The 16,483-nt window shown below is 29.5% G+C and carries 17 protein-coding genes, 1 tRNA gene and 1 pseudogene; 8 read left to right on the top strand and 11 right to left on the bottom strand.

Translation table 11 applies throughout. The features are described from left to right. Window positions 1–43: 43 nt before the first annotated feature. The 5 genes from ATE90_RS13670 to ATE90_RS07290 all read right to left on the bottom strand — a co-directional run bounded on the left by ATE90_RS13670 (window position 44) and on the right by ATE90_RS07290 (window position 3,090). Window positions 44–238: a hypothetical protein gene (locus ATE90_RS13670; RefSeq protein WP_036788142.1), complete on the bottom strand. Its 195-nt coding sequence runs from the start codon at window positions 236–238 to the stop codon at window positions 44–46. Window positions 239–373: 135 nt separating this feature from the next. Beyond that, window positions 374–634, bottom strand: a complete 261-nt coding sequence (locus ATE90_RS07275; RefSeq protein WP_036785660.1) for a hypothetical protein — start codon at window positions 632–634, stop codon at window positions 374–376. A 38-nt stretch (window positions 635–672) separates the two neighbouring features. Continuing rightward, a complete protein-coding gene (locus tag ATE90_RS07280; protein WP_036785657.1) occupies window positions 673–1,374 on the bottom strand; it encodes an HAD family hydrolase in 702 nt (233 codons plus the stop codon). Beyond that, window positions 1,371–2,108: a 3-deoxy-manno-octulosonate cytidylyltransferase gene (gene kdsB, locus ATE90_RS07285; RefSeq protein WP_036785654.1), complete on the bottom strand. Its 738-nt coding sequence runs from the start codon at window positions 2,106–2,108 to the stop codon at window positions 1,371–1,373. The genes ATE90_RS07280 and kdsB overlap by 4 nt, the downstream gene beginning before the upstream one ends. 4 nt (window positions 2,109–2,112) lie before the next feature. Then, window positions 2,113–3,090 carry a type I phosphomannose isomerase catalytic subunit gene (locus tag ATE90_RS07290; protein ID WP_101451143.1) on the bottom strand — a complete coding sequence of 326 codons (978 nt, stop codon included), beginning with the start codon at window positions 3,088–3,090 and terminating at the stop codon, window positions 2,113–2,115. A gap of 455 nt (window positions 3,091–3,545) precedes the next feature. Between ATE90_RS07290 and ATE90_RS07295 the strand changes: the two genes are divergently transcribed. After that, complete coding sequence (locus ATE90_RS07295; protein ID WP_036785647.1) at window positions 3,546–4,493, top strand: hypothetical protein; 948 nt, start codon at window positions 3,546–3,548, stop codon at window positions 4,491–4,493. A 1-nt stretch (window position 4,494) separates the two neighbouring features. On the opposite strand, the gene ATE90_RS07300 is transcribed toward ATE90_RS07295, so the two are convergent. Further along, a complete protein-coding gene (locus tag ATE90_RS07300; RefSeq protein WP_366517377.1) occupies window positions 4,495–4,677 on the bottom strand; it encodes a 6-pyruvoyl trahydropterin synthase family protein in 183 nt (60 codons plus the stop codon). 143 nt (window positions 4,678–4,820) lie between these two features. Here ATE90_RS07300 and ATE90_RS07305 point away from each other — a divergent pair, with 143 nt between their 5' ends. Next, entirely contained in the window at window positions 4,821–5,792 is a 972-nt protein-coding gene (locus ATE90_RS07305) for a hypothetical protein (RefSeq protein ID WP_101451144.1), read from the top strand. Here the strand turns inward: ATE90_RS07305 and ATE90_RS07310 are convergent. Both ATE90_RS07310 and idi read right to left on the bottom strand, forming a co-directional pair. Beyond that, window positions 5,748–6,161: a 6-pyruvoyl trahydropterin synthase family protein gene (locus tag ATE90_RS07310; RefSeq protein ID WP_036785641.1), complete on the bottom strand. Its 414-nt coding sequence runs from the start codon at window positions 6,159–6,161 to the stop codon at window positions 5,748–5,750. The two genes, ATE90_RS07305 and ATE90_RS07310, sit on opposite strands and share 45 nt — an antisense overlap. An 18-nt stretch (window positions 6,162–6,179) precedes the next feature. After that, entirely contained in the window at window positions 6,180–6,719 is a 540-nt protein-coding gene (gene idi / locus ATE90_RS07315; protein WP_036785638.1) for an isopentenyl-diphosphate Delta-isomerase, read from the bottom strand. A gap of 121 nt (window positions 6,720–6,840) precedes the next feature. Here idi and ATE90_RS07320 point away from each other — a divergent pair, with 121 nt between their 5' ends. From ATE90_RS07320 to ATE90_RS07340, 5 genes are all read left to right on the top strand, one after another. Then, a complete protein-coding gene (locus ATE90_RS07320) occupies window positions 6,841–7,539 on the top strand; it encodes a peptidylprolyl isomerase (protein ID WP_036785635.1) in 699 nt (232 codons plus the stop codon). 239 nt (window positions 7,540–7,778) lie between these two features. After that, the gene (locus ATE90_RS07325) at window positions 7,779–9,371 is read left to right on the top strand and encodes a peptide chain release factor 3 (protein ID WP_036785632.1); all 1,593 of its coding nucleotides are present in this window, start codon (window positions 7,779–7,781) and stop codon (window positions 9,369–9,371) included. A gap of 5 nt (window positions 9,372–9,376) precedes the next feature. Continuing rightward, window positions 9,377–10,939, top strand: a complete 1,563-nt coding sequence (locus ATE90_RS07330; protein WP_101451146.1) for a hypothetical protein — start codon at window positions 9,377–9,379, stop codon at window positions 10,937–10,939. 57 nt (window positions 10,940–10,996) lie between these two features. Continuing rightward, the gene (locus tag ATE90_RS07335) at window positions 10,997–11,926 is read left to right on the top strand and encodes a peptidylprolyl isomerase (RefSeq protein WP_101451147.1); all 930 of its coding nucleotides are present in this window, start codon (window positions 10,997–10,999) and stop codon (window positions 11,924–11,926) included. A gap of 375 nt (window positions 11,927–12,301) precedes the next feature. Next, a tRNA-Gly gene (locus ATE90_RS07340) sits at window positions 12,302–12,374 on the top strand. Window positions 12,375–12,529: 155 nt separating this feature from the next. Here the strand turns inward: ATE90_RS07340 and ATE90_RS07345 are convergent. After that, entirely contained in the window at window positions 12,530–13,183 is a 654-nt protein-coding gene (locus ATE90_RS07345) for a rhomboid family intramembrane serine protease (protein WP_091953672.1), read from the bottom strand. Window positions 13,184–13,265: 82 nt separating this feature from the next. Here ATE90_RS07345 and ATE90_RS07350 point away from each other — a divergent pair, with 82 nt between their 5' ends. Continuing rightward, the gene (locus ATE90_RS07350) at window positions 13,266–14,186 is read left to right on the top strand and encodes a lysophospholipid acyltransferase family protein (protein WP_101451148.1); all 921 of its coding nucleotides are present in this window, start codon (window positions 13,266–13,268) and stop codon (window positions 14,184–14,186) included. Here the strand turns inward: ATE90_RS07350 and ATE90_RS07355 are convergent. Both ATE90_RS07355 and ATE90_RS07360 read right to left on the bottom strand, forming a co-directional pair. Next, window positions 14,164–15,632 (bottom strand): annotated as a pseudogene (locus ATE90_RS07355) (aminotransferase class V-fold PLP-dependent enzyme). The gene ATE90_RS07350 and the pseudogene ATE90_RS07355 sit on opposite strands and share 23 nt — an antisense overlap. Then, the gene (locus ATE90_RS07360; RefSeq protein WP_254712300.1) at window positions 15,632–16,477 is read right to left on the bottom strand and encodes a hypothetical protein; all 846 of its coding nucleotides are present in this window, start codon (window positions 16,475–16,477) and stop codon (window positions 15,632–15,634) included. The pseudogene ATE90_RS07355 and the gene ATE90_RS07360 overlap by 1 nt, the downstream one beginning before the upstream one ends. Window positions 16,478–16,483: the final 6 nt, after the last annotated feature.

Raw genomic sequence — 16,483 nt, forward strand, 5'->3', positions numbered from 1 at the left:
AAAACTTAATAGAATAAAAAAGGGAGCTTATTAGCTCCCTTTTTTATTCTATTAAGTTCAAACAAACATATAGTTCTGGTTTGTTAGCAGTGTACTGTTTTATCCAAATTGTTAACTCTTCTACTTCGAAAGGCAATAACCTTTTTAAAGCCTTTTCTAACTCTATGCAGAACAATTCAGAATTAAAGCTCACTTTTTGCAATACTATTTTGGTATACTCAAACATTGCTCTAGCCATATTTTCAAGAAAAATTAAATTATCTAACAATAAGAACGTAAACTAATCAATTTTAGTATGCAATTTGAAGATAAATAAAAAAACCAACATCATTGACTGATGTTGGATATAAAATCTTGTTTAAAACTGTTAAGATTATAAACTATTAATCTTTTCAACTAAACCTTTTGCTTTTGCTTCTAAATCTGCATTTATAGATTTAAAATGAGCTTTTTTGTTTTCAATTTTTTTTGCATTCACCTCTGCAATTAAAGCATCGAAAGTTCCAATAGCTTCATCAATAATTTCATCACCTTTTTTCTGCTCGTTTTTTAAAGCTGCAACATCTATTGCATATTCTATAACATCACCTAAAACGTAATTAATATCTTTTTTTAAGTTTTTTATACTTGACATAATTTATTTATTTTAAAGTTGCAAAAGTAGTGTATTTATTACAAATAAGACAATACTTGTTTAATATTTGAAACTGTTTCATATTTAAATTTAGATTCGCTAAATTTAGACACCTCTTCGTGTGCCCAAGTTGTATGAAATGGAATATGAAATGCCGATGCACCTATTGCTACAAGCGGCAACACATCAGATTTCAAAGAATTCCCAATCATTAATAATTCTGATGCATGAATATCTAAATGTTGAATTAATTTTTGATAATCTTTCTCTTTTTTATCACTCATTACCTCTATATGATGAAAATATTTTAATAAATTTGATTTTTCTAGCTTTCGTTCTTGATCTAACAAATCTCCCTTTGTGGCAACTATTAGCTTGTATTTGCCTTGTAAAGAGTGTAACACCTCTTCTACTCCGTCTAATAATTCTATAGGCTTTGCCAACATTTCTTTCCCAATGGTTAAAATAGCTTCAATTGTTTTCTGTTTAACTTGATAATTGGAAAGTTCTAAGGCGCATTCTACCATCGATAAAATAAAACCTTTAATACCGTAACCATACTGCCCTAGATTCTTTATTTCTATTCTAAAGAGCTCCTGGTCAATTTTATTTTCGGTTTCATACTTTGACAATAACTTTGCAAACTGGTGTTCTGCATCTCTAAAATAAGTTTCATTTACCCATAAAGTATCATCTGCGTCAAAAGCTATTACCTTTATTTTGTTACTTATCTTCCTCATTTTTTTGATTTCAAAAATTCAATTGCCTTCTCTAAATCCTCTGGAGTATCTATACCGACAGCTTCAACATCCGTTTCCACCATTTTAATTTTTTTACCGATCTCCTGATACCTAATAGCCTCAATTTTTTCAGCTGCTTCCAAAGGAGTCATGGGGGTATTGTAAAAGTCGATTAACGCTTGCTTTCTAAAAGCATACACTCCTTTATGCTTATAATATTTTACTGGTTTGTCTTTATCCCTATAGTAAGGAATTACACTTCGAGAAAAATAAATAGCTAAATTATTTATATCTGTAATTACCTTAACATTATTAGGATTTTCTATATCTTCTTTATTGGTTATTTGGACTTTTAAAGATGCTAAATCTATTTCTTTTTTAGTGTCTTGTTTAAAAACAGCAATCAATTTTGATAAAGAAATTGCATCGATAAAAGGTTCGTCTCCTTGAACATTAATTACAATATCTGCTTCAATATTTTCTACAGCCTCTGCAATTCTATCAGAACCACATTCATGCACAATTTTACTCATAATTGCTTTTCCACCCGCATTCTCTATGGTTTCAAAAATAATATCAGAATCTGTTACTATAAAAACATCAGTAAATAAATTTGTATTTAACGCTGCTTCGTAAGTTCTTAAAATAACTGGCTTTCCACCTAAGTCTTTCATTAACTTTCCTGGAAAACGAGACGCACTATAACGTGCAGGAATCATTGCAATAATTTTCATAAATCTATTTGATATAAACTTCTAAAAGTTCTGATTTTTCTTCGGATAAAATTACAATATTTTTAACACAATTAGGAACTAAAATAGTTTCTCCCATTTCTAAATTCTCTATCTGATCTTCATACTTAAATTCAACACTGCCTGCTACACACATATAAATTACAAAGCTATCTTTTTCTTCGTGGTTGATAAAAACTTCTCCGTTTATTGGCAAAACATTAGTCGTAAAATAAGGGCACGAAACAATTTCAGAAGATATATTTTGTTCTTTGGAATAAACTGTTTTATAAGAATCTTGAGCAGAATAATCAATAGCATCTATGGCCTCTTCCGTATGCAAATCTCTAAAAGTCCCATCCGAGTTGGGTCTGTCCCAGTCATAAATTCTATACGTTATATCAGATGTCTGCTGAATTTCTGCAAGCAAAACTCCTGCACCAATAGCATGCACTCTTCCAGTTGGAATAAAATAAACATCACCATTTTCAACTTCATCAACATTTAAAATATGAAGTAACTTTTTATTTTCTAAATGTTCTAAATATTCTTTTGAAGTAACTTCTTTTTGAAAACCTACAATTAAATTAGCTTTTTCATCTGCTTGCATCACATACCACATTTCTGTTTTTCCAAAAGAGTTATGACGTTTTTTTGCCAAATCGTCGTGAGGATGTAATTGAATACTTAAAGCTTCTTTTGCATCTATAAACTTAATTAAAAGCGGGAATTTTTCTCCAAAATGATCATAAATTCTCCCTCCAACTAAGTCTGCTTTAAATTTAGAAATTAACTGTTTTAAATCTTGACCTTTTAGTTCACCATTCACAACTATTGAAGTATCTCCTTCCACATCAGATATTTCCCAACTCTCACCAATATCTGCTCTTGTTGACTGCTTATTTAATAAAGTTGCTAATTTTTCTCCTCCCCAAATTTTATCTTTTAATATGGGTTGAAATTTAATGAGTTGATTAACTTTCATGGTTATTTATTTTACCGACAAATTTAATGATTTACATTAAAAGTACTTCTAGTTAAATAGATAATTACCTATTTCATTCCACTTTTCTCAAAAAAAATCATTTTAGCTAAATTTATTTCAAAAGCTAGAAACAAGTTTATGATGAACGGAATTGATCTTTCTAGTCAATTTTCTTCTTTTTTTACAAACACAATTTTAGATAGTTTTTGCTATCATACCTAAACAGATTGACAAAGATTTATGAGTTATTACTATTAAAATAAAAATTAAAAGTTCTACTCTCGCCTAGACACTAAAAAAAAAATTAGCGAAATTCATTAGAACAACTAAAGGATTAAATTTTACTATAAAACTAAGCATTAAGACTTAAGATATTTTGATACTTTATCATATTTGTAAATAAATTAATAATTATTGAGTATATTTAAGCACTTTTTTTAACCTCCACAAAATTTATGAAAACTTTAAAGAAATTTATAATCTTAATCTGTTTGTTAAATATTTATTTCACATTCAGCACCGAAAGAGAATTATATGTAGACAATTTTAGTAATATTTTAGGAACCTATCATTTAGAAACTGAATTATTAGAATTTGCAAAAAATCATGAAATCAATACCTTAATTCTTTATGATTTACATAAAATTAATAAAAGATTTCCATTAGGCGATGAAACAAAAAATGGAGTTCTAGCTAGTTTTATTGTTAAAGCAAAAGTTGAATATGGAATTCAAAAAATAAGTGCCTCTGGTGAAAGTAGCGATTTTTTTATAAATGCTATTCACGCATACAATACTTCCAGAACAAAAACTAGTGAAAAATTTGATATTTACAATTTAGAATATGAATACTGGGATGAGGAGTCTTCTTCAAACAATGGTTATTATTGTAAAAATTATCTAAAAGATAGCTATGAAAAATGTAATCGTGAAAATTCTTTTAAATTCTATGTGGAATCTTTAATAACTATGAGAAGACTTGCCGATGAAATCGCCCACCCAGTGAAAGTAGAGGCTTATATTGGTAAATTCACAGAAAAAGAAGTGCAAAATGTTAGTGATCATGTAGATAGATTATTAATACATGCCTATGTTAAAACACCTCAAGAAAGTTTTCATTACGTAAAAAATAGACTAGACTTATTGGCAGGTATTGATTCTAAAATTAAAGTTTCTATTTTATATTCTTCGGAAATGAACTTTATGGGGAAATGGTTTAAAACACAATCATTTCAAACAGCTGAAGAAATTTTCTTTAAAGAATTAGAAAAAGAAGAAATAGAATTAGAGCAGAAATTAAACTTTAAGGGGTTTACTTACTATAACTATAGTTACTTTCAATATTCTTTAAAGCGATTTAAAAACCAGAGAAATAGACCTAAAATAAACTATTCACCGCAGTAGCTTATAAAGTTTTCAGGGTTTCACTCAAAGTTATTTTTAAATCTAAATTATTAGAGAGGTGTTTTCTTAATTTCTGATAGATAACTACACAAATATTTTCTGAAGTAGAATTCAAATCTCTAAATTCTTCGTCTCTAACCTTTAAATTTTTATGATAAAAACACTCCTCTATCTCAGACTTTATTAAATTTTTAAGAACTCTTTAATCATAAAACACTAGTAATAAACGACTTATTTATAAAAACATGATATATATCATGTTTTTATATAAAGTACTCTATTACCTTTGAGAGGATATATATCCCTACATATATATCCCCCCACATTATGAAACTTATTAAATATGTTCTAATAGCAATTTGTTTGCTAAACATTTCCTACACATTAAGCACTGAAAGAGAACTATATGTCAACAATTTTAATAATATTTTAGGATCTTATCATTTAGAAACTGAATTATTAGAATTTGTAAAAAATCACGAAATCAATACCTTAATTCTTTATGATTTACATAAAATAAATAAAAGATTTCCATTAGGAGATGAGACAAAAAATGGAGTTCTAGCTAGTTTTATTGTTAAAGCAAAAGTTGAGTATGGAATTCAAAAAATAAGTGCATCTGGTGAAAGTGGCGATTTTTTTACTAATGTTATTCACCCCTATAATATCTCAAGGAAAAATTCTAAAGAAAAAATTGATATTTATAATTTAGAATATGAATACTGGGACGAGGAGTCTTCTTCAAACAAAGGTTATTATTGTAAAAGTTATCTAAAAGATAGCTATCAAAAATGTAATCGTGAAAATTCTTTTAAATTCTATATTGAGTCTTTAAAAATAATGAGAAAACTCGCAAATGAAATCGATCACCCAATACAAATAGAGGCTTATATTGGGAAATTCACAGGAAAAGAAGTACAAAATATAAGTAATCATGTCGATAGGTTATTAATACATGCCTATGTGAGAAAACCTCAAGAAAGTTTTCATTATATAAAAAATAGACTAAACTTATTAGCAGGTATTGATTCTAAAATTAAAGTTTCTATTTTAAATTCTTCGGAAATGAAATTTTTGGGAAAATGGTTTAGTACACAATCATTCCAAACGGCTGAAGAAATTTTCTTTAAAGATTTACAAAAAGAAGGAATAAATTTAAAAGATAAATTAAATTTCCAAGGGTTTACTTACTATAACTATAGTTACTTTCAATATTCATTAGAACGATTCAAAAATCATAAAAATAAGCCTAAATTATTCTCCAGTATAACTAACAAAGTTTCTAGGCGTTTCATATAAAGTTATTTTTAAATCTAAATTATTAGGGAGGTGTTTTCTTAATTTCTGATAGGTAACTACGCAAATATTTTCTGCTGTAGGATTCAAATCTTGAAATTCTTCAACTTCAACATTTAAATTTTTATGATCAAAACACTCCTCTATCTCAGACTTTATTAAATTTTTAAGAATTCCTAAATCATACACATATCCTGTTTCTTTATCAATCTCTCCTGTTAAAGAAACTATGAGCTCATAATTATGACCATGAAAGTTAGGATTACTGCACTTGTTAAAAATTTCAAAGTTTTTAGCATCCGACCAATCTTTTCTATACAATCTGTGCGCTGCATTAAAATGTGCTTTTCTATGAACAGTTACTTTAGGCATATATTTTTTTGTTTTAAATTAAAAACTAGTATCTCCAAGGTTATAACTTGAAATCTTCGAAAAAGATTCTTTAAAAATTATTTTAAACCACTCAGTATAAATTGAAGGGTTTTTCTCCATGTCAGATTTCACATCCTCTAACAACATCCATTTGTAATCTTCTGCTTCATCCTTATTGATAATTGGTCTATTATCGAAATAACCAATTAACACATGATCTAATTCATGCTCTGTTAAACCGTTATCAAAAGGAGCTTTGTATATAAATGAAAAAACTTCACTTAAACTTGTTACAAAACCCATTTCTTCTTGTAATCTTCTTTTACCTGCTTCTAAATTGGTTTCACCATTTCGTTGATGTGAGCAACATGTATTTGTCCATAATAACGGTGAATGATATTTATGCGCAGCTCTTTGTTGCAGCATTAATTCTCCTTTCTTATTAAAAATAAATACTGAAAAAGCTCTATGCAAAACAGCTTTTTCATGCGCTTCCATTTTAGGCATTAAACCTAATTGATTGTCGTTTTTATCAACTAAAATCACTTGTTCCTCCATGATTACAAATATAATGCAATCAAATAGTTTTAAAACTTAAAAATGTAATAAAACCATCAGATTTATCTATTGTTTTATTTTGATGATTTATATTTGATTTTTATAATAATCAATATCAAAAGTGAAAAGTTTCTATAAAATAGTATTCTTCTTAATTATTATTCCCTTTTATCAATGCAATCAAGAGAAAAATAAAAAAGAAAAAACTCTTGAAGTTAAACAGATAAAAGACCTTAAAAAGAAACAAGAAAATATAATTACGAAACCTTGGGATAGTTTAAATAGATTCAATACTGAAGCTTTTTTATTAGAATATGGAAAGCAAAATCAAGAAACTAAAGTACTTATAAAAACAAAATTCGGAAATATAAAACTGTTATTATACAAAGATGTTCCAATACATAGAGCTAATTTCATTTTTCTTACAAAAATTAAATATTTTAACACTACGGTTATTTACAGGGTAGCAAAAAATTTTGTTATTCAGGGAGGAAATTCTGATAATATGTATACTCAAAAACAGCGAAGAAAATATGGGAATTATTTAATGCAAACCGAATTCAGAAATCATAGAAAACACAAATATGGGGCATTAGCCGCTGCTAGACAGTGGGAAAATAACCCAAATAAGCTATCAAGCCCTTTTGAATTTTATATAGTTCATAAAAGAAGTGGTGCTCATCATTTAGACAATGAGCATACTGTTTTTGGCGAAGTTATTTCTGGTTTTGATGTTATGGATAGAATCTCTAAAGTAAAAGTTGGTGTCGATGAATGGCCCATTGAAGATATAAATATGAGCATAGAAATTTTAAATTAATATATTCTAAAAGAACAAGTAATTAACTGATTATCAGAAAAAAAATCGATCTAAAATTGTATTTTAGTGAAATTCTATTTTAGTGAAATTTTAAACTTTTTAAAAAATATTACTTGAAGTATTTGACTAAATTAGATAAATTAATAGATCATTTTTTTTATGAATCTTATTCTCATTATCAAGTAATAAGCTAAAAAAATTATAGAATAAAACCTATATTTGCACTTCAAATTTTGTAAATGAGTTTTTTAAAGGAAATAGCACGTAGAAGAACATTTGGAATCATTTCACATCCAGATGCGGGTAAAACTACTTTAACAGAAAAATTGTTACTATTTGGTGGTGCAATTCAAGAAGCTGGCGCTGTAAAAAACAACAAAATTAAAAAAGGTGCAACTTCCGATTTTATGGAAATTGAACGTCAAAGAGGAATTTCTGTTGCAACTTCTGTCCTGGCATTTATTTATAAGGATAAAAAAATAAACATTTTAGATACTCCTGGTCACAAAGACTTTGCTGAAGACACCTTTAGAACCTTAACCGCTGTAGATAGTGTTATTGTTGTCATTGATGTGGCAAAAGGTGTTGAGCCACAAACAGAAAAATTAGTAGAAGTTTGTAGAATGCGTAGCATACCAATGTTGGTTTTTATAAATAAACTAGATAGAGAAGGAAAAGATGCTTTTGATTTATTAGACGAAGTGGAACAAAAACTTGGTTTACGCGTAACTCCAATGAGTTTTCCTATTGGAATGGGATATGATTTTAAAGGAATTTATAATATTTGGGAAAAGAAATTAAATCTTTTTTCTGGTGATAACAAAACTACTATTTCTGATGGTGTTCAATTTGATGATTTATCGAACCCAGAATTAGATCAAATAGTTGGTGAAACTGCAGCTGAAACTTTACGCGAAGAAATTGAATTAATCGATGAAGTGTATCCATCATTTAATCAACAAGAATATTTAGAAGGAAAATTACAACCCGTATTTTTTGGGTCAGCTTTAAATAACTTTGGGGTGAAAGAATTACTAGATGCATTTATTGAAATTGCACCTTCTCCGCAGCCTAAAAAAGCGGAAGAACGCTTAGTAGATTCTAAAGAAGAAAAAATGACTGGTTTTGTGTTTAAAATACATGCAAATATGGACCCTAAACACAGAGACAGATTAGCTTTTATAAAAATTGTGTCGGGCACCTTTAAAAGAAATGCTCCTTATTTACATGTTAGGAATGGTAAAAAAGTAAAATTTTCTAGTCCCAATGCATTTTTTGCTGAGAAAAAAGAAATTGTAGAAGAATCTTTTCCTGGCGATATTGTAGGTATACACGATACTGGAAACTTTAAAATTGGTGATACTCTAACAGAAGGTGAACAATTAAATTTTAAAGGAATTCCGAGTTTTTCTCCAGAACATTTTAGATATGTAAACAACGCAGATCCAATGAAATCGAAACAACTTTATAAAGGTTTAGATCAGTTAATGGACGAAGGTGTGGCTCAATTATTTACTTTAGAAATGAACGGACGAAAAGTAATTGGGACAGTTGGTGCTTTGCAATATGAAGTTATTCAATATCGATTAGAGCATGAATATGGTGCAAAATGTACCTATGAAAATTTAAATGTTCACAAAGCTTGTTGGGTAGAACCTGAAAATATAAAAAGTGAAGAATTTAAAGAATTTAAACGAGTAAAACAGCGTTATTTAGCAAAGGATAAACAAGGTCAATTGGTCTTTTTAGCTGATTCCGCTTTTACAATTCAAATGACGCAAAGTAAATATCCTTCAGTAAAACTTCATTTTACAAGTGAATTTAAAGGTTGAAAATTATGAAAAAAATATTACTATTCCTTTTTACAATATTAAGTTTACAGGCTTTTTCTCAAACTTATAATTTATCTGAACTTAAAGGAAAAGAATTACACAATAGCATTCGTTTAAATTATATTTTAGTTCATCAACCTGTGAGTAAAGTGAACTATCAATTAGCGCCTACTTTGGGTTTTGTTGGTTTAAACTATAATTTACCTCTAAATGATTGGCTCTATGCGGGTGCTGGATTTCATACAGCTATTATTGGTGATCAGGGAGGATTATTTACATTAGGAGTTAATTTAGGTGTAAATAAAAAAATTTATAAAAATTTATATTTTGATGGCAACCTCCATTTTGGAGGTGGTGGTGGTTTTAGAAGTTTGGTAAATGGAGGTGGAATGATCTATCCAAATATTGGATTGCAATATAAGAAAAATGGCTATTCATTTGGTGTTCAATATGGCTATGTAAATTTCTTTACAGGTATTCAAAAAAATGATAATGTTTCATTCTTTTTAGAAATCCCAACAACTCTTAGAACTTCAACGTATGCAAATGCGCAAAAAACGTTTATTATAAATGATATTTCGAAAGATGAATTTTGGAAAAAACCAGCGGTCAAAAGTGTGCAACAATTAACTTTTGATTATTTCTTTCCAATTGGAATGTCAAGAGCAGACACTACAACTAATCCATCCTACAAAAATTTAAATGAAATCTTATCAATTATAGGTTTTGAATATCAACGATATCTAACGTCAAATACCTTTGTCTATGCGCATATAGATACTATGTATAATGGATTAGTTTCAGGTTTTATGGATTTATTTTTTGGTGTTGGCAAAAACTTTATTGAAACAACTCATATCAACTTATTTGCAAAGATAGGAATTGGTGCAGCGGGAGGAAGAATATATCCTGAAGGTGGTTTAACTATGTATCCCAATGCTGGTTTTGATTTGCGCATTACAGATAAGTTAGGTATCAGTGCGCATGGAGGTTATCATAGAGCAATTGGAGGAACATTTGAGGCCTATACTGCAGGATTTAGTCTAAAATATTATGGATTGACAGGAGGGATTAAAGATCCTTTTACAGGGGCAATTGCATCTAAAATTAAAACACATGGAATTGGTATTGGCATTCAAAATCAAACCTATTTTAAGATTGCAAAAGATGACTACACCACCATAGACTTACAAATGATTTCATTAAAAGTTTATTATGATTTGAATAAACATTTTTATGCCGTGGGTGAAACATCTTTTGCTTATAAAGGGAAATCTGGAGGCTACGCGCATGGAATATTTGGTTTAGGAATAAGAAGTAATCTATTTCTAAAAAATAAAATCTCAATGTTTACAGAGTTCATGGGAGGTGTTGCCGGAGGTGCGGGTGTAGATACGGGCGAAGGCGTTTTAATAAGACCTACTGGTGGATTTAATTATCACATTAGCGATAGTTTAACATTTAATATCGCTATTGGACAAACTTCAACACCTTTTGGCAATGTCAATTCTACAAATTTAAATGTAGGATTTGACTATAAAATATCCATTTTAAACGCAAAAAAATAATTTACTCTGAACTTGTTTCAGAATGTTAAAAAAATAAAATCGATTAAATAAGAAAGAATGAACAACGGAATCTATGCAAAATTCACTACTCCAAAAGGTGAAATTTTAGTACAATTAGAACATGAAAAAGCGCCAGGAACAGTAGGTAACTTTGTTGCTTTGGCAGAGGGTAATTTAGAAAATGCTATCACGCAACAAGGAACTCCCTACTATGATGGATTAAAATTCCATAGAGTAATTCCTGATTTTATGATTCAAGGAGGATGCCCTCAAGGAACCGGAACAGGAAACCCTGGTTATAAATTTGATGATGAATTCCATCCAGATTTAAAACATGATGCTCCTGGAAAACTTGCAATGGCCAATTCTGGTCCTGGCACAAACGGAAGCCAATTTTATATTACACACGTTCCTACTCCTTGGTTAGACAATAAACATACCGTTTTTGGATCTGTAATCGAAGGACAAGATGTTGTTGATTCAGTAAAACAAGGCAATGAAATGTCTCTCGAAATTATTAGAGTTGGTGCAGAAGCAGAAAACTTCAATGCTGTTGAAGCATTTAGAACTTTTGAAGGTTCTAGAGAGAAAAGAGAAGCAGAAGAAAAAGCAAAACAAAAAGAATTATTAGATTCTGTTGCTAAAGGTTACGCAGAAACTGCAAGTGGTTTACGTTATCAAATTTTACAAAAAGGTGATGGAAAACAAGCAACCAAAGGAGCTGGAGTTTCTGTACATTATAAAGGTCAATTATTAGACGGTACCGTTTTCGATTCTTCTTACAAAAGAAAACAACCAATTGATTTTAATGTTGGTGTAGGACAAGTAATAGCTGGCTGGGATGAAGGAATTCAATTATTACAAGTTGGTGATAAAGCTCGCTTTGTAATCCCTTCTGACTTAGCATATGGATCTGCAGGTGCAGGTGGAGTAATTCCTCCAGACGCAACCTTAATTTTTGATGTAGAATTAATGAATGTAAAATAACTTTTTCACATTTACAAAGAACAGGGACCCTCGATATTTGAGGGTCCTTTTTTATTTTACAGAAATCTTTTATTTTTCTGTCAATTTATAGTGCCTTCTAGAATACTTTAATAAAAAACCTCACTAGATACTATAACTTCCGGCCTTCCAATAGGGTGTAATATTAAAAATGTTGCAAATTTAAAAATTTATGACTCTTATAAGTTTGCGCTAATCTCTTATGAATTATATAAACTTCTAATATGATTAAGGTTACGATACAGAAGGAATTCACTTTTTAAAAGTGAATAGAAAAGATAAAAAGTTTTATTAATAATTTGCAAAAAAAACATTGTAGAACTCAAAAATGATTTTATATTTGCAGCTCTTTACCACGCGAAAGTAGCTCAGTTGGTAGAGCGTCAGCCTTCCAAGCTGAATGTCGCCAGTTCGAACCTGGTCTTTCGCTCAAAAAGACTTTATTAGAAATAATAGAGTTTTTTTTTGCTCTAAATTCATTAATATTTGAAATAAAAGGGCTGATAAACAGTATCAAAAACTTACTAAATAAACCTACTATTTAGCTGATAGGAAAGACATTATCGGATATAATGTTTTTCTGTTTTACAAACTCTTTAACTTATCGCCAAATAGTAATAATAAAATAATTGGAATTGCTAAGAAAATAACAAAAACCGTATTTGTAAAGAACAGTTCTGGTTTCAGAATTAAAGTTAAAATAAAACCACCCATAGCACCTCCTAGATGAGCAGCATGTCCAATATTTCCTACCTGTTTTTTCATTCCATAAATGGAATATAACAAATAACCAACTCCAAAAATATATCCAGGAATAGGAATTGCAAAAAACAATAATAATTGCATATCCGGAAACACTAATATGGATGAATATACAATCCCTGAAACAGCACCAGAAGCACCAACGGCACTATAATAATGTTCATATTTATGGTATTGTAATGTATATAAATTTCCAGCAATTAAACTTCCAAAATAGATAATTAAAAAACTAGTTATCCCTGAATTAGTTGCTACAAAACCCCCAAAAACATAGAGTGCATACATGTTAAAACCAAGATGCATCCAATCTACATGCAAAAATCCAGAAGTTAACATTCTAATTTTTTCATTCCCCAAAACTCTTCCAACTTGAAATTTATATTTATTTAAGAATGAATTATCATCAAAACCTTTCATTGAAAATAAAACGTTGACGATAATGATTAATAAAACTATGGGGTTTGAACCTTGTAACATCCTACAAACATAATAAAATCTGTTTGTTTTAACTATTTCTAATTAAATATAAATACTGATATTTGCAATAAAAATTAACCTTATGCAATTTCTAGTTTTTGCACTTACTTACCCTTTTATTTGGCTATTCTCGAGATTGCCAATGCGCATATTATATATAAAATCTGATATTTTTTTCTTTTTGATTTATTACGTTTTTAGGTATCGGAAAAATGTAGTTTTAGAAAACTTAAGATTAGCTTTTCCTGAGAAATCAGAAGCAGAAAGAAAAAAAATATCTAAAAATTTCTTTAAACATTTTACTGATTTATTTATGGAAAGTGTAAAAGCTTTCTCAATATCAGAAAAAGAAATTTTAAAACGTTATACCTATAAAAATCCTGAATTGGTAAACGACTTTACAAAACAAGGAAAAAGTATTGCATTAGTTGCTGCTCATCAAGCAAATTGGGAATGGTCTATAAGTTTACCATTAGTTTTAGAAGGAAAAGTTAATGGTGCATACACAAAACTGGGTAATACTTACTTTGAAAAAGCAGTAAGAAGCTCTAGAGAAAAATTTGGTGTTTCAGGTTATAAAACAAGTGAAACCGTAAAAGGAATGCAACGGAATTTTGCAGAAAAAACGCAGGGGTTATATATTTTGTTGAGTGATCAATCTCCACAAGTTCATAAAACGTTTTATTGGAGCACATTTTTTGGTGTCAAGGTTCCTATCCATACGGGAGCTGAAATGCTTGCTAAAAAGTTTGATTTGGTCGTTATAAATTATGTAACTAGAAAAGTAAAAAGAGGTTATTATGAAACGGAATTTCAATTAATAACCGAGACTCCGAAAGAGTTTGATAATTACCAAATAACTGATAAATATTTGCGCTTAACGGAAAGAAACGTCATACAGCAACCTGAACTTTATTTATGGTCTCATAAGAGATTTAAACACAGAAACAGTTTTGATGAATGGCAAAAAATGAAAGCCTCTAAACAGAAAACCAAGAAGTAACTAACTCTTTTTCTATGGGCTTTGTAAATTTATGAACATAATCATTCTTCAAAGAATCATAGCTATAATCCTTCGCCCAATCTTTAATATTTAATGATAATTCTTGTAGAGATTTACAAATAAAAGTTAGTTCAGAATTTGTTATTGTTGGATGCAAAGACAAACGCACCCAACCTGGTTTTTGTGTATTGCAACCATGTGAAATTTCATCTTTTATTCTATTTGAAGTCACTTGATCTACATTTAATAAGAAATGTCCATACGTTCCTGCACAAGAACAACCACCTCTCGTCTGAATTCCAAAACGATCATTCAATAATTTTACGACTAAGTTAAAGTGATACTTTTCAAAATAGAATGAAAAAATACTTAATCGTTTTTTATGATTCGGAGCTAATATTTTCACCCCAGATAAACTTTCTAAAGTATGAAACATCGTTTCATTAATTTCATCTTCTCTTCTTCTAATATTTTCAACACCCATTTTATCTTTCAACTGAATTGAAAGTGCAATCTTAATTGTTTGCAAAAATGCTGGTGTTCCGCCATCCTCTCTTGTTTCTACATCGTCAAAATAGTCATGTTGCCCCAAGGATTTGTATAACTTACAGTGCCACCTCCTGGATTATCTGGCACTGTATTTTTATATAATTTCTTATTAAAAACTAATACCCCAGCACTTCCTGGGCCTCCTAAAAATTTATGAGGTGAAAAGAAAATAGCATCTAAATGCTCATCCTCCATTTCTGGATGCATATTAATACCTACATAAGGCGCACAGCAAGCAAAATCAACAAAACACAATCCGTTATATTGATGAATTAATTTAGCTACTTTATGGTAGGGAGTTTTTATACCCGTTACATTAGAACAGGAAGTAATTGAAGCAATTTTAATTTTTCTATGTTCATGTTTTTGGATGCATTTTTCAAAGCTATCTAGACACAGTAAACCTTCCTCATTACAAGGAACCACCTCTACATCTGCAATCGTTTCTAACCAAGAAGTTTGATTAGAATGATGCTCCATATGTGATATAAAAACAATAGGTTTTAAATCTTCTGGTACAGTTGTATAATCTTTTAAACTTTCAGAAACTTTTAAACCTAATATTCGTTGAAATTTATTCACAACACCAGTCATTCCAGAACCGGTTGTTATCAAAACATCATTAGAGTTCGCATTTACATGACGTTTTATAATATTTCTGGCTTCATGATAAGCGAGCGTCATGGCTGCACCAGAAGTTGAAGTTTCTGTATGCGTGTTGGCTACAAAAGGTCCAAATTCATTACATATTTTTTCCTCAATTGGTCTATACAATCTTCCACTCGCAGTCCAATCTGCATAGATAAGATTTTGCACTCCATATGGAGACATAAATGTTTGATTTACACCAATAATATTCTTACGATATTGATCGAAATATTGCTCTAAATTTTTCATTAAATTCTAAATTTTCCACCAACTAAAATATTGTTCTGTAAGAAGAAAAAATCTTGAGAAGCGCTATCTGCAGGATTGGTGCTAATTTTAACATTTGACATATTTATATATCCACCTTTTAAATCTGCTTGAATAAAAAAGTGTTTCAAAAAGGTTATATTTAATCCAAATCCTACAGACAATCCATATCCAGAAATATGATAATCATCATGTCTTTCCATATCTAATAATGTTGTATCTGTTTTTGGAAATAATAAACCAAAACCTAAACCCTCCGTTGCATTTATTTGAAAGCTGTCAGAATCTAAACCAAACCAACTACTTATATCATCAAAACGATATAACTGCATGTTAATATAATTTAAACCATCTGTATGTTCTAATCTCAAAAAATCTTCTGTTAATTGAATTTGTTGACCAGTATAAACTCCATCATATTTAACATTTCCAATATTTATGTTTCCATCTATATCCACAAATTGATCATTAGCAACAACATATTTCATATGATCTATACCTATTGAAATCGTATAATTCTCTTTAAAAAAATAACCTATTCTCGCGTTTGTTTGTGGTTTAGTGAGGTTTGATATTCCAAAATACTTTTTGAAAGTAAATGCTGATGGTGTATCGTGCGCTTTCACACTTTGTAACGTAAAATCATAATTATCGCCTTTAAATCGAATGTCTGACTTTGAAAAACTTGCCCAATTCCACCCCCAATAAACAAAGAAATTTCCTTTGTTAAGTACTTTCTTTTTTTTAAATGTTATATCATTTTGCTGTCCTAATAAAGAAGAAATACTTAAAAAAAGAACTGCTAAAGTTATAATATATGTTTTCAAAACTTA

The sequence above is a fragment of the Polaribacter sp. Hel1_33_96 genome (genome assembly GCF_002846595.1).
Classification (GTDB): domain Bacteria; phylum Bacteroidota; class Bacteroidia; order Flavobacteriales; family Flavobacteriaceae; genus Polaribacter.

Excerpts from the sequence above, each read along its gene's own strand:
- ATE90_RS13670 (WP_036788142.1), bottom strand. The coding sequence starts at position 238 with ATGGCTAGAGCAATGTTTGAGTATACCAAAATAGTATTGCAAAAAGTG.
- ATE90_RS07275 (WP_036785660.1), bottom strand. The coding sequence starts at position 634 with ATGTCAAGTATAAAAAACTTAAAAAAAGATATTAATTACGTTTTAGGT.
- ATE90_RS07280 (WP_036785657.1), bottom strand. The coding sequence starts at position 1,374 with ATGAGGAAGATAAGTAACAAAATAAAGGTAATAGCTTTTGACGCAGAT.
- kdsB (WP_036785654.1), bottom strand. The coding sequence starts at position 2,108 with ATGAAAATTATTGCAATGATTCCTGCACGTTATAGTGCGTCTCGTTTT.
- ATE90_RS07290 (WP_101451143.1), bottom strand. The coding sequence starts at position 3,090 with ATGAAAGTTAATCAACTCATTAAATTTCAACCCATATTAAAAGATAAA.
- ATE90_RS07295 (WP_036785647.1), top strand. The coding sequence starts at position 3,546 with ATGAAAACTTTAAAGAAATTTATAATCTTAATCTGTTTGTTAAATATT.
- ATE90_RS07305 (WP_101451144.1), top strand. The coding sequence starts at position 4,821 with ATGAAACTTATTAAATATGTTCTAATAGCAATTTGTTTGCTAAACATT.
- ATE90_RS07310 (WP_036785641.1), bottom strand. The coding sequence starts at position 6,161 with ATGCCTAAAGTAACTGTTCATAGAAAAGCACATTTTAATGCAGCGCAC.
- idi (WP_036785638.1), bottom strand. The coding sequence starts at position 6,719 with ATGGAGGAACAAGTGATTTTAGTTGATAAAAACGACAATCAATTAGGT.
- ATE90_RS07325 (WP_036785632.1), top strand. The coding sequence starts at position 7,779 with ATGAGTTTTTTAAAGGAAATAGCACGTAGAAGAACATTTGGAATCATT.
- ATE90_RS07330 (WP_101451146.1), top strand. The coding sequence starts at position 9,377 with ATGAAAAAAATATTACTATTCCTTTTTACAATATTAAGTTTACAGGCT.
- ATE90_RS07335 (WP_101451147.1), top strand. The coding sequence starts at position 10,997 with ATGAACAACGGAATCTATGCAAAATTCACTACTCCAAAAGGTGAAATT.
- ATE90_RS07345 (WP_091953672.1), bottom strand. The coding sequence starts at position 13,183 with ATGTTACAAGGTTCAAACCCCATAGTTTTATTAATCATTATCGTCAAC.
- ATE90_RS07350 (WP_101451148.1), top strand. The coding sequence starts at position 13,266 with ATGCAATTTCTAGTTTTTGCACTTACTTACCCTTTTATTTGGCTATTC.